Annotated in this window: 10 protein-coding genes and 6 tRNA genes; 15 read left to right on the top strand and 1 reads right to left on the bottom strand. The window is 54.3% G+C overall.

Annotation, left to right across the window (positions count from 1 at the left end):
* Positions 1–52: 52 nt before the first annotated feature.
* The 9 genes from WG891_RS08035 (at position 53) to WG891_RS07995 (ending at position 5,289) form a co-directional block, all read left to right on the top strand.
* Entirely contained in the window at positions 53–805 is a 753-nt protein-coding gene (locus WG891_RS08035; protein ID WP_076940813.1) for an HAD-IIA family hydrolase, read from the top strand.
* Positions 806–1,020: 215 nt separating this feature from the next.
* Positions 1,021–2,484, top strand: a complete 1,464-nt coding sequence (locus WG891_RS08030; RefSeq protein ID WP_337262047.1) for a carbohydrate-binding protein — start codon at positions 1,021–1,023, stop codon at positions 2,482–2,484.
* 324 nt (positions 2,485–2,808) lie between these two features.
* A complete protein-coding gene (gene asnB / locus WG891_RS08025; RefSeq protein WP_337262046.1) occupies positions 2,809–4,473 on the top strand; it encodes an asparagine synthase B in 1,665 nt (554 codons plus the stop codon).
* Between the two features lie 217 nt (positions 4,474–4,690).
* Positions 4,691–4,767, top strand: a tRNA-Met gene (locus tag WG891_RS08020).
* Between the two features lie 7 nt (positions 4,768–4,774).
* Positions 4,775–4,859 (top strand) — tRNA-Leu (locus WG891_RS08015).
* 29 nt (positions 4,860–4,888) lie between these two features.
* A tRNA-Gln gene (locus WG891_RS08010) sits at positions 4,889–4,963 on the top strand.
* A 47-nt stretch (positions 4,964–5,010) separates the two neighbouring features.
* Positions 5,011–5,085 (top strand) — tRNA-Gln (locus WG891_RS08005).
* 36 nt (positions 5,086–5,121) lie between these two features.
* Positions 5,122–5,198 (top strand) — tRNA-Met (locus tag WG891_RS08000).
* Between the two features lie 16 nt (positions 5,199–5,214).
* Positions 5,215–5,289: transfer RNA gene (locus tag WG891_RS07995), tRNA-Gln, on the top strand.
* Between the two features lie 91 nt (positions 5,290–5,380).
* Here the strand turns inward: WG891_RS07995 and ubiF are convergent.
* Positions 5,381–6,562, bottom strand: coding sequence for a 3-demethoxyubiquinol 3-hydroxylase (ubiF, locus tag WG891_RS07990; RefSeq protein ID WP_337262045.1), 1,182 nt, complete (start codon positions 6,560–6,562; stop codon positions 5,381–5,383).
* Positions 6,563–6,759: 197 nt separating this feature from the next.
* Here ubiF and miaB point away from each other — a divergent pair, with 197 nt between their 5' ends.
* The 6 genes from miaB to lnt all read left to right on the top strand — a co-directional run bounded on the left by miaB (position 6,760) and on the right by lnt (position 12,837).
* Positions 6,760–8,184 carry a tRNA (N6-isopentenyl adenosine(37)-C2)-methylthiotransferase MiaB gene (gene miaB / locus WG891_RS07985; RefSeq protein WP_337262044.1) on the top strand — a complete coding sequence of 475 codons (1,425 nt, stop codon included), beginning with the start codon at positions 6,760–6,762 and terminating at the stop codon, positions 8,182–8,184.
* An 86-nt stretch (positions 8,185–8,270) separates the two neighbouring features.
* Complete coding sequence (locus WG891_RS07980) at positions 8,271–8,606, top strand: zinc ribbon domain-containing protein YjdM (RefSeq protein WP_076940803.1); 336 nt, start codon at positions 8,271–8,273, stop codon at positions 8,604–8,606.
* A gap of 215 nt (positions 8,607–8,821) precedes the next feature.
* The gene (locus WG891_RS07975; RefSeq protein WP_076940801.1) at positions 8,822–9,877 is read left to right on the top strand and encodes a PhoH family protein; all 1,056 of its coding nucleotides are present in this window, start codon (positions 8,822–8,824) and stop codon (positions 9,875–9,877) included.
* Positions 9,874–10,347 (top strand): rRNA maturation RNase YbeY, encoded by a 474-nt coding sequence (gene ybeY, locus WG891_RS07970; RefSeq protein WP_076940799.1) that lies wholly within the window; start codon positions 9,874–9,876, stop codon positions 10,345–10,347. The genes WG891_RS07975 and ybeY overlap by 4 nt, the downstream gene beginning before the upstream one ends.
* Before the next feature lie 74 nt (positions 10,348–10,421).
* The gene (corC, locus tag WG891_RS07965; RefSeq protein WP_076940797.1) at positions 10,422–11,300 is read left to right on the top strand and encodes a CNNM family magnesium/cobalt transport protein CorC; all 879 of its coding nucleotides are present in this window, start codon (positions 10,422–10,424) and stop codon (positions 11,298–11,300) included.
* Between the two features lie 7 nt (positions 11,301–11,307).
* Positions 11,308–12,837, top strand: a complete 1,530-nt coding sequence (gene lnt / locus WG891_RS07960) for an apolipoprotein N-acyltransferase (RefSeq protein ID WP_337262043.1) — start codon at positions 11,308–11,310, stop codon at positions 12,835–12,837.
* The last annotated feature ends 196 nt before the right edge of the window (positions 12,838–13,033 follow it).

Raw genomic sequence — 13,033 nt, 5'->3', positions numbered from 1 at the left:
CAATCCTGCAGTAACTTGAAAGGCAAAAGGTCAATCATGAGAAACAGCAACAATGATGATTAAAAACGTAATATGTGACATCGACGGCGTGCTGATGCACGACAACACCGCTGTTCCGGGCGCAGACCAGTTTCTGGCTCGCATTCAGGAGCAGAGAATGCCACTGGTTATGCTGACCAACTACCCGTCGCAAACCGCGCAGGATCTGGTCAACCGCTTTGCCGCTGCCGGGCTGGAGGTGCCAGAAAGCGCGTTTTATACCTCAGCCATGGCCACTGCAGATTTTCTACGCCGCCAGGAAGGCAAAAAAGCCTACGTGATTGGTGAGGGTGCACTGATTCACGAACTGTATAAAGCCGGCTTTACCATTACCGATATCAACCCGGACTTCGTTATCGTCGGTGAAACCCGCTCATACAACTGGGATATGATGCATAAAGCGGCCTACTTCGTGAATAACGGCGCACGTTTTATCGCTACTAACCCAGATACCCACGGCCACGGATTTGTTCCAGCCTGCGGGGCGCTGTGTGCGCCGATCGAAAAGATCACTGGCCGCCAACCGTTTTACGTGGGCAAACCGAGCCCATGGATTATCCGCGCAGCGCTGAACAAATTGCAGGCCCACTCTGAAGAAACCGTGATTGTCGGTGATAACCTGCGCACCGACATTTTGGCCGGTTTCCAGGCCGGGCTGGAAACCATTCTGGTGCTGACGGGTGTTTCTAACTTGGACGATGTCGAAACCATGCCGTTCCGCCCGAGCCATATCTTCCCTTCAGTGGCGGATATCAATATCTTTTGATCCTCAGGGCGGCGCTCTCAGCCGCTCTATTATTATCCAGCGTGTAAAAAATCAATTAATAACCTCAGATTATTTTCAACGTGAAATTTATTTATCTATGAAGAATAAAGCTTTCATCTTCAGCAGATAAAAAACCGGCATGCTAGTTTCATGCCCGATAACGTTATTCGCGGCATGTTAACTAAATCCTGTTTTCACAAATAACGAGGTTAATGATGACTGATATTCATTCTTCTATTTTAAGCCCCCTCACCGACGACGCCGCAGCTATGCCGGATATGCGCAACAAGAAAATCATGATGGGTTTTTGGCATAACTGGCAGGCAGGTAACAGCGACGGCTATCAGCAAGGCCAATTCGCCAATATGAATCTGACCGATATCCCTGAAGCATACAATGTGGTTGCCGTGGCGTTTATGAAAGGCGAAGGCATCCCCACCTTTAAGCCTTACAACCTTTCCGATGCCGAATTCCGCCGTCAGGTTGGCGTATTGAACCGCCAAGGGCGTGCGGTACTACTCTCTCTCGGCGGTGCCGATGCGCATATCGCATTAAAAACCGGCGATGAAGATAAGCTGAAGGATGAAATTATCCGCCTGGTAGAAACCTATGGTTTCGACGGCTTGGATATTGATCTGGAACAGGCGGCAATTGGTGCCGCCAATAATAAAACCGTCTTACCCATCGCACTGAAAAAAGTAAAAGATTATTACGCCGCTCAAGGTAAAAATTTCATTATCAGCATGGCGCCGGAATTCCCTTATTTACGGACCGCGGGCAGTTACCTGGATTATATTTCCGCGCTAGAGGGGTATTATGATTTTATTGCACCACAATATTATAACCAAGGGGGTGATGGCCTCTGGGTTGATGAAGCCAATGGCGGTAAAGGTGCCTGGATTACCCAGAACAATGACGCGATGAAAGAAGACTTTCTCTATTACCTGACGGAAAGCCTGGTCACCGGCACCCGTGGTTACACCAAAATCTCACCCGCTAAATTTGTTATCGGCTTGCCAAGCAACGTCGACGCAGCAGCGACCGGTTACGTGAGTGATCCGCAGGCGGTCTATCGCGCGTTCAGCCGCTTGGATGCTAACAATCTGTCGATAAAAGGCTTGATGACCTGGTCCGTCAACTGGGATAACGGTAAAAGCAAAACGGGCGTGGCGTACAACGGGGAATTTGCCAAACGCTACGCCCAGTTGATTCAGGGAGGGGTGCTGCCACCGCAGCCAGAAAAACCCAGTGCCCCCACGGCGCTGACCGTTTCCGCCTTGGCGGCAACTTCGGTGCAATTGAGCTGGTCTGCCGCTACCGGCGGTAACCCTGTCGTCAGTTACACCCTTTACCGCAACGGCAATGCTGTTGGCCAGACAGGTAGCCTTAGCCTGCAGGACCGAGGGCTGACCGCCAACACCCAATACAGCTACTTTGTCACCGCGACCGACAGTAAAGGTAACCAATCATTACCAAGCAGCTCGCTGACGGTAAAAACCGCAGACGATGGGACTACGCCACCGAATCCGGGCGTCAGCGAGTGGGAAATCAATCACGCGTATAAAGCCGGCGATCTCGTCACCTATCAAGGCAAGAAATATACCTGTATTCAAACACACACCTCGAATGCAGCCTGGACACCGACCGCCGCCTTCACCCTGTGGCAGTTAAGCGCCTGATAGCCCTTGCGCCTATCCAACCAGAGCGTTGTTGGCGCGGAGGTAAGATCGACTCAATGGATTGCCGGAAAATTTTACCGGCAATCCATCTATTCCCATAAAAATTACACTTTCGCTAATTTTCGACGTATAAAACTGCATATCCGCTAATTACAGCGACTCACGCACTGACTATTTCTCAGCACAACGTTAAAACGCTTGCATCTTCCTCAGGTTTTGACGCATTTTCATCACCAGAAGGCAATAAAACCGCACTATCCTTAATAAAACGGTAATGCCGTAGCCAAACATCACAGCCCAAGAAAAGTCGTTAGGAGAGTTTGTATGTGTTCTATTTTCGGTGTGCTCGATCTGAAGTCCGATCCGGTTGAACTGCGTAAAAAAGCGCTGGAACTGTCCCGCCTGATGCGCCATCGCGGCCCGGACTGGTCCGGCGTTTATGCCAGCGATAAAGCCATTCTGGCCCATGAGCGCCTGTCGATTGTCGACGTGAACAACGGTGCTCAACCGCTGTATAACGCTGCGCACACCCATATTTTGGCCGTCAACGGTGAGATTTATAACCACCAGGCGCTGCGTCAGCAGTTGGGCGATCGTTATGCATTCCAGACCGGCTCCGACTGTGAAGTGATCCTGGCGCTGTATCAGGAAAAAGGCCCGAACTTCCTCGACGAACTGCAAGGCATGTTCGCTTTTGCACTGTACGATGCAGAGAAAGATGCCTATCTGATTGGCCGCGATCATCTCGGTATCATCCCGCTGTATATGGGCCATGACGAGCATGGCAACCTGTTTGTCGCATCAGAAATGAAGGCGCTGGTGCCGGTCTGCCGCAGTATCAAAGAATTCCCGGCGGGCAGCTATCTGTGGAGTCAGGACGGGGAGATCCGTGAATACTATCAGCGTGACTGGTTCGACTTCGACAACGTCAAAGACAACGTGACCGATGCCAACGCCCTGCGTAACGCGCTGGAAGAGGCGGTGAAAAGCCATCTGATGTCCGACGTGCCTTACGGTGTGCTGCTCTCCGGCGGCCTGGACTCTTCGGTGATTTCTGCCATTACTAAGAAATATGCCGCACGCCGTGTAGAAGATGGCGAACGCAGCGAAGCCTGGTGGCCACAGTTGCACTCCTTTGCGGTCGGCCTGGAAGGTTCACCGGATCTGCGTGCCGCGCAGGAAGTGGCTAACCATCTGGGTACCGTGCATCACGAAATCCACTTCACGGTACAGGAAGGGCTGGATGCGATCCGCGACGTGATTTATCACATCGAAACCTATGATGTGACCACCATCCGCGCGTCAACGCCGATGTACCTGATGTCACGTAAAATCAAGGCAATGGGTATCAAGATGGTGCTGTCTGGCGAAGGCGCTGATGAAGTATTCGGCGGTTATCTGTATTTCCATAAAGCGCCAAATGCCAAAGAATTCCATGAGGAAACCGTGCGTAAGCTGCTGGCGCTGCATATGTATGACTGTGCCCGCGCCAACAAAGCCATGTCCGCCTGGGGGGTGGAGGCCCGCGTGCCGTTCCTGGATAAAAACTTCCTCGATGTGGCCATGCGTATCAACCCGAAAGACAAAATGTGCGGCAACGGCAAAATGGAAAAACACATTATCCGCGAGTGTTTTGAATCCTACCTGCCTGCCAGCGTGGCGTGGCGCCAGAAAGAGCAGTTCTCTGACGGCGTAGGTTACAGTTGGATCGATACGCTAAAAGAAGTGGCTGCCCAGCAGGTAAGCGATCAACAGCTCGAAACCGCCCGTTTCCGTTTCCCGTACAACACGCCAACCTCAAAAGAAGGCTACCTGTACCGCGAGATTTTTGAAGAGCTGTTCCCACTGCCAAGCGCGGCTGAATGTGTTCCTGGCGGCCCTTCAGTGGCCTGTTCATCAGCTAAGGCCATTGAATGGGATGAGTCTTTCAAAAAGATGGACGATCCCTCTGGCCGTGCCGTTGGCGTTCACCAGTCGGCCTATCGGTAACGTTCTGCATTTTTTCTCTCGGCGGGCCTCAGGCCCGCCTTTTTGTTGCTGTTTTCATGCGGTAATTGCCTTAATTGACGTTTTTATCGGCAACCTGTTCACAACCCAGACAAACGACACCTTCAGGCGCTTTTTCGGGAAAAAACTTGTTGACGCAAAACGGCCATATACGCATAATGCGCCCCGCAACGCCGATGAAGGTTGCGCGAAAAAAGATGGCTACGTAGCTCAGTTGGTTAGAGCACATCACTCATAATGATGGGGTCACAGGTTCGAATCCCGTCGTAGCCACCATCTTTTTGCGGGAGTGGCGAAATTGGTAGACGCACTAGATTTAGGTTCTAGCGCCGCAAGGTGTGCGAGTTCAAGTCTCGCCTCCCGCACCATTTTCTTTCATCGCGTGTTTAACAGCAGGTGGGGTATCGCCAAGCGGTAAGGCACCGGTTTTTGATACCGGCATTCCCTGGTTCGAATCCAGGTACCCCAGCCATCTTTTTCAGGATGGGGCGCTGTGAAGTAAAAAGTTGATTGTGTTATTGGGGTATCGCCAAGCGGTAAGGCACCGGTTTTTGATACCGGCATTCCCTGGTTCGAATCCAGGTACCCCAGCCATTCAACACTGTTGACCAGTAACATGAGCAGTGAAACGGCTACGTAGCTCAGTTGGTTAGAGCACATCACTCATAATGATGGGGTCACAGGTTCAAATCCCGTCGTAGCCACCATGCTGTATGCACCATTTGGGGTGTCGCCAAGCGGTAAGGCTCTGGTTTCTGATACCAGCATACCCAGGTTCGAATCCTGGCACCCCAGCCAAATTCAGAAAAGCTCACTTCGGTGGGCTTTTTGCTTTTCTGCACGGCCATGCGCGGCTGGCCCAGTCATGCCGGGCCTCACCGAGAAAAGATCACAACCCTAACGCATACTTCAATGCATGTTCTTTCAGCTTGCCCGCCCGCTGCGCCACCATCAGCGCCAGATTGCGTGCCACGCTCAACGGGACCAGATTATTGCTGAAAGCGGTATAGAACAGATCCATACCGCTTTGCATCAGCAGGTTATCGGTACGCCGACGGCGCTGATAGCGCAGCAATACCGCTTCGCTGGCCCAATCCTCCCCCAGCTCACGAGCAGCGCTGATCACATCCAATAAGGCATCCACATCCCGGTATCCCAGATTAACGCCCTGCCCGGCCAACGGATTGATGGTATGAGCAGCATCACCCAGCAACACCAAACCAGGTTGTACATAGCGTTGCGCATGGCGGCGCACCAGAGGGAAAGATCCTGCCGCATGCACTTTTACCGCACCTAACCGCGCCGGGAAGGCCGCCGCGATCTCACGCTCAAGCTGCGCCAACGGCAAAGCCTGTAATTGGCGGATACGCTGTGGGCTGTCGTACCACACCAGCGAAGCCCATTGGTCATATAAGGGTAAGAAAGCGCGTGGCCCAGAAGGGAAAAACTGCTGCCAGGTCACATCCTGCTGCGGCGCGCCAGTTTCTACGGTGATCAACATGCAAGACTGACGATATTGCCAGCCGCTGGTGCCAATCGCGGCCAGTTTGCGCACCTGCGAGTGCGCACCGTCCGCCCCTATCACCAAACGCGCCTGTAGGGTCTCAAACGAGCTTAACGTCACAAGCCAGTGGTCTTCGACGCGCTGCATCGATTGCAGCTTGGCAGGGCAATGGAGCGTTAAATTCTCGCACCGTTCCAACTGCTGCCACAGCGCCAGCTGCAGAATACGATTTTCAACCATGAATCCCAGCTCTGGCAGCCCCAGCGATGCCGCATCAAACGCCACCCGTGAGGTTTCCCACTCCCAGGTTTCCAAGCGGCGATAGGGGGCCAAGCGCATCTGTTCCACCGCCTGCCAGGCACCCAGCTGTTTCAATAAGCCCACAGACGTGCAGCCGATAGCGGAAATCCGCAGATCTGGCGGGGTTTGCCCGTCAAACGCTTCAGGAGCCTGATGCTCCAGCAGCGCCACAGACAACCCGGCCTGCGCCAGCCCCAAGGCCGCCGCTGCGCCAACCATACCGCCACCAACCACCACGGCATCCACCCGTTTTTGAGAAGTCTTCATTTTGGCTATACTTTTCGCTCGATTAAGTGCCGCCCGACCGGTTACGGCATTTTCCGCCAGTGTAACCAATTTTTAATTGGGTTGCAGATCGCATGCGGCCTTCGCTCTGCTGGTCACACCGCCATCAAATGATTACAATACCGCTCCTGCATGACGCTTAACGCATTTTTCTCTTCGCACTGAGTAATGGCAAATCAATGATGAAAAAACTGCATATCAAAACCTGGGGTTGCCAGATGAATGAGTACGACTCATCCAAGATGGCCGATCTACTGGGAAGCACGCACGGTTACGAATGGACTGATAACGTTGAAGATGCGGACGTGTTGCTGCTGAATACCTGCTCGATCCGCGAAAAAGCGCAGGAAAAAGTTTTCGGTATGCTGGGCCGCTGGAAGCTGCTTAAAGAAAAAAATCCAGAGTTGATCATCGGCGTAGGCGGCTGTGTGGCTTCGCAGGAAGGTGAGCACATCCGCAACCGGGCGCCTTGCGTTGACATCATTTTTGGCCCGCAGACGCTGCACCGCCTGCCGGAGATGATCAACCACGTCAAAGGGACACGTAGCCCGATCGTGGATATCAGCTTCCCTGAAATCGAGAAGTTTGACCGTCTGCCAGAACCCCGTGCCGAAGGGCCAACCGCCTTTGTTTCGATTATGGAAGGCTGTAACAAGTATTGTACTTTCTGCGTGGTGCCTTATACCCGCGGTGAGGAAGTCAGCCGCCCGAGCGACGACGTGCTGTTTGAGATCGCCCAGTTGGCTGCTCAGGGCGTGCGCGAAGTGAACCTGCTGGGCCAGAACGTTAACGCCTACCGTGGCGCAACCTATGATGGCGGGATCTGTTCCTTTGCCGAACTGCTGCGCCTGGTGGCGGCGATCGACGGTATTGACCGCATCCGCTTCACCACCAGCCACCCGATCGAATTCACCGATGATATTATTGCGGTGTATGAAGACACGCCGGAACTGGTGAGCTTCCTGCATCTTCCGGTGCAGAGCGGTTCAGATCGCATTCTTACCATGATGAAACGTTCGCATACCGCGCTGGAATACAAAGCGATTATTCGCAAACTGCGCAAAGTGCGCCCCAATATTCAGATCAGTTCCGACTTTATCATCGGCTTTCCAGGCGAAACCCAGGAAGATTTTGAACAGACCATGAACCTGATCGCCGAAGTAAAATTCGACAACAGCTTCAGCTTTGTCTATTCACCGCGCCCTGGCACGCCAGCAGCCGATCTGCCAGACGATACCAGCGAAGAAGAGAAAAAACAGCGGCTGTATATCCTGCAGGATCGTATTCACCAGCAGGTATTGCAATTCAGCCGCCGCATGGTGGGCACCGTACAACGTATTCTGGTGGAAGGCACATCGCGTAAGAGCGTGATGCAGTTGGCTGGCCGTACCGAGTGCAACCGCACGGTCAATTTCGAAGGCTCACCAGAAATGATTGGCCAGTTTGTGGATGTGGAAATTACCGAAGTGCTCGCCAACTCACTGCGCGGCACCGTGGTGCGCACCGAGCAGCAAATGGATCTGCGCGTGCATGAATCCCCGCAGGCGGTGATCGCACGCACCCGTAAAGAAAATGAACTGGGTGTCGGCACCTACCAGCCTTGATACCGCTTTCATGACATAACCCGTTTTCTCTGCCGGGCTGTTTTTGCCCGGCGTTTTTTTATTTTTGATGATGAGGCAACATAACAATGCAACTCCCACACTGCCCGAAGTGCAATTCTGAATATACCTATCAGGACAACGATATGTTTATCTGCCCTGAATGTGCCCACGAGTGGAGCGATAGCGCCACGGCAGAAGAGGCTGACGCCCTGATCGTGAAAGACGCCAACGGCAATCTGTTGGCCGATGGCGATGCGGTGACCGTGATCAAGGATCTGAAAGTCAAAGGCAGTTCTTCCATGCTGAAGATCGGCACCAAGGTGAAAAACATCCGTCTGGTGGAAGGCGATCACAACATCGACTGCAAAATCGATGGCTTTGGCCCGATGAAGCTGAAATCCGAGTTTGTGAAAAAGAACTGATCCTTCCCGGTTACAAGGGCCAAATTAATTGGCCCCCACCGCTTTCCCCCCTTGAATTCTCCTCCCGGTGCACAGATAGATCTGGCTGGACTTGCGCCCGCGCTGCGCACCATGAATAATTCAAGAAAGAGAGTTCGGGGTTTGTCCTGAACGCGTGCGTTGAAAACGCAGTTACGTGACATCAACCAGGCCCGGTGTGAGCCTTGAGGAATAGTTTGAACGTCGCAACACAAGAAATCCTGTTAGAGCCCGCAGACAACCAACGTTTGTTGAGCCTGTGCGGCCCGTTTGATGACAACATCAAACAGCTCGAGCGCCGATTAGGGATCGAAATCAATCGCCGTGACAACCGTTTCAAGCTGGTCGGTAAACAGCTGTGCGTGGTTGCCGCCGCCGATATTTTGCGCCACCTGTATGTGGATACCGCCCCGATCCGCGGCGTGATCCCGGACATCGACCCAGAGCAGATCCATCTGGCGATCAAAGAGAGCCGGGTGTTGGAGCAGGTTGCCGACAGCGTGCCGGATTACGGCAAAGCGGTGACCATCAAGACCAAGCGTGGCATGGTGAAGCCGCGCACGCCCAATCAGGCGCAGTACGTCGCCAATATTTTCGCACACGACATCACCTTCGGCATTGGCCCGGCGGGCACCGGTAAAACCTATCTGGCGGTTGCCGCAGCGGTTGATGCGCTGGAGCGCCAGGAAATCCGCCGTATTCTCCTGACCCGCCCAGCGGTTGAGGCCGGAGAGAAACTCGGCTTCCTGCCGGGGGATCTGAGCCAAAAGGTCGACCCGTATCTGCGCCCGCTGTATGACGCCCTGTTCGAAATGCTGGGCTTTGAGCGCGTGGAAAAGCTGATCGAACGTAACGTGATCGAAGTTGCCCCTTTGGCCTACATGCGCGGCCGCACCCTGAATGACGCCTTTATCATCCTGGACGAAAGCCAGAACACCACCATTGAGCAGATGAAGATGTTCCTGACGCGCATCGGTTTCAACTCAAAAGCGGTGATTACCGGTGATGTCACGCAGATCGACCTGCCACGCAACCAGAAATCCGGCCTGCGCCACGCGGTGGAAGTGTTGTCTGAAGTGGAAGAGATCAGCTTCAACTTCTTCCACAGTGAAGACGTGGTGCGCCACCCGGTGGTCGCCCGCGTGGTGATTGCCTATGAAGCCTGGGAAGCGGCCGAGCAGAAACGCAAAGACGCTATCGCCGAACAACGTCAACGCGAGGCGCACACTGCCTCTGAGCAGGAGGCCCCATGAGCCAGGTGATCCTGGATTTACAAATCGCCTGTGCCGACAGCCAGGGGTTACCGGATGAAGCCACCTTCCAGCGCTGGCTGGAAGGCGTGCTGCCGCAGTTTCAGGAAGTGGCCGAAGTGACTATCCGCCTGGTGGATGAAGCGGAAAGCAACGAACTGAATCTGACCTATCGCGGTAAAGATAAACCCACCAACGTGCTGTCATTCCCGTTCGAAGCCCCACCGGGGATCGAGCTGCCGCTGTTGGGCGATCTGATCATTTGCCGCCAGGTGGTTGAACAGGAAGCGGTTGAGCAACAGAAGGCGCTGGAAGCACACTGGGCGCATATGGTTGTTCACGGCAGCCTTCATCTGCTAGGGTATGACCATATTGAAGACGATGAAGCCGAAGAAATGGAGTCTCTGGAAACCGAGATCATGCAGGATATGGGTTATCCGGACCCTTATCTGGCGGAAAAAGACCCCAACTGATGTTAGCATCAGCCCCACCTGGCGCTGATGCTGGCCACCTTAACTCTGACATGAGTGATATTAACTAGAACGCCATGAGCGACGACCATTCACAAAACAACGACAGCCCCAGTCCCAAGAAGGGGTTCTTTACTCTTATCCTTAACCAGTTATTCCACGGCGAACCTAAAAACCGTGGCGATCTGGTAGAGCTGATCCGTGATTCCGAACAAAACGATCTGATCGATCCCGATACCCGCGACATGCTGGAAGGCGTGATGGATATCGCCGAGCAGCGCGTGCGCGATATCATGATCCCGCGCTCCCAGATGGTGACGCTCAAGCGTAACCAACGGCTCGAAGAGTGCCTAGACGTGATCATCGAATCCGCCCACTCACGCTTCCCGGTGATCAGCGAAGACAAAGATCACATTGAAGGCATTCTGATGGCCAAGGATCTGCTGCCGTTTATGCGCGCCGATTCCGAGCCTTTCAGCATCGACAAAGTGCTGCGTCCTGCGATAGTGGTGCCGGAAAGCAAGCGGGTTGACCGGATGCTGAAGGAGTTCCGCTCCCAGCGTTATCACATGGCGATCGTCATTGACGAATTCGGCGGTGTGTCTGGCCTGGTCACCATTGAAGACATCCTGGAGCTGATTGTCGGCGAAATCGAAGACGAATATGACGATGAGGAAGATCGTGATGTCCGCCAGCTCAGCCGCCATATGTTCACCGTGCGCGCGCTGGCACCGATCGAAGATTTCAACGAGATTTTCGGTACTCATTTCAGCGATGATGAAGTCGACACCATCGGCGGCTTGGTGATGCAAGCCTTCGGCCACTTGCCTGCACGCGGGGAAACCATCGAAATCGAAGGCTACCAGTTTAAGGTGGCGATGGCTGACAGTCGGCGCATCATCCAGGTGCATGTCAAAATTCCGGACGATTCTCCGCAACCGAAACTGGAAGAATAAATCACACATGGCTAAAGCCTTCTTACTTGAACGCCAGCGGGTTCGCGCCCTGCTGGCGCTATTGTCCGGTGCCAGCGGCACGCTGGCCTTCTCCCCTTACGATTTCTGGCCTGCGGCCATTGTTTCACTGTTCGGCCTGTTGGCCGTGACGCTCAACCGCACCACCCGCCAATCCGCCCTGCTTGGTTTCTGCTGGGGATTAGGGCTGTTCGGCACCGGTGTGAACTGGGTTTACGTCAGCATTGCCGATTTCGGCGGCATGCCGTTTGCCATCAATATCTTCCTGGTTGCGCTGCTGGCGGCCTATCTTGCGCTGTATACCGGGTTGTTTGCCGGGCTGCTAACGCGCATCTGGCCACGCACCACCTGGTGGCGGCTGGCGATTGCCGCACCGGCGCTGTGGCAACTGACGGAATTCCTGCGTGGTTGGGTGCTCACCGGTTTCCCTTGGCTGCAATTTGGTTACAGCCAGATCGACGGCCCGCTGAAAGGCATTGCGCCATTGTTGGGCGTTGACGCGATCACGCTGATCCTGATGTCCCTCAGCGGCCTGCTGGTTTTTGCCCTTAATCAACGCCGTCTCACCCCAGCGCTCATTGCGATCGCCATGCTGTTGCTGCCTTGGCCGCTGCGCCAACTGCACTGGTTTACCCCACTGCCGGAAAAAACGGTGAATGTCGCCATGGTGCAGGGCAATATCGCACAATCGATGAAGTGGGATCCCAAGTCACTGGTCAGTACGCTGCAAACCTACCTGGATGAGAGCCGGCCATTTATGGGTAAAGCGCCGATCATCATCTGGCCGGAGTCCGCCATTCCAGACGTGGAGAGCAACCAGAACGGTTTTCTCACCATGATGGATGACCTGATGCGCGCCAAAAACAGCAGCCTGGTTACCGGGATCGTCGACGCCCGCGCCACGGCACAGGGCACTCAGTTCTTCAACAGCGTGATCGTCTTGGGGGAAGAAACGCCGTACAGCTACCCGGCAGCTAATCGCTACAACAAGCACCATCTGGTGCCGTTCGGTGAATTCGTGCCGTTGGAAACGCTGTTACGCCCACTAGCCCCGTTGTTCGACCTGCCGATGTCTTCCTTCAGCCGTGGCGATTACGTGCAGCCACAGTTGAACGTACGCGGTTTCAACCTGACGGCAGCTATCTGCTATGAAATCGTACTGGGCCAGCAGGTACGCGATAATTTCCGGCCAGATACCCACTTCCTGCTGACGGTCTCCAACGATGCCTGGTTCGGCCACTCCATCGGCCCGTGGCAGCATTTCCAGATGGCACGCATGCGTGCGCTGGAATTGGGCCGCCCTCTGCTGCGCAGCACCAATAATGGTATTACCGCAGTGGTAGGCCCAATGGGCGAAGTGCAGGCGTCGATCCCGCAGTTCACCCGCAAAGTGCTGGCGGCGGAAGTCACCCCAACCACTGGCGTTACGCCGTATGCGCGCTTTGGTTCCGCCCCGGTTTGGCTCATCACCCTGCTGCTGGGCGGTATGGCGCTGATCGCTCGATTACGGCGTAAGTAGTTGCTTTTCAGGGCGCTAATGCGCCCTGCTTCATTTCTCCCTTCTCCTTCTGGCACGCTCCTTGCTTTAATTCCTCGGTAACAGGTAATGATTGATTTTTACTGATATCGTGCGGCACCCAATGCACAGCGCCAGAGCATAATATGCACCCGCAAAGTGCAATGGCCGTTTATTGCATCCATTTGGTGCGCGTGAT

The sequence above is a fragment of the Serratia sp. MMO-28 genome (assembly GCF_037199905.1).
Classification (GTDB): Bacteria; Pseudomonadota; Gammaproteobacteria; order Enterobacterales; family Enterobacteriaceae; genus Chania; species Chania oryzae.
The sequence above is the reverse complement of the archived record's forward strand: the minus strand, read 5'-3'. Positions and strand labels throughout refer to the sequence as shown.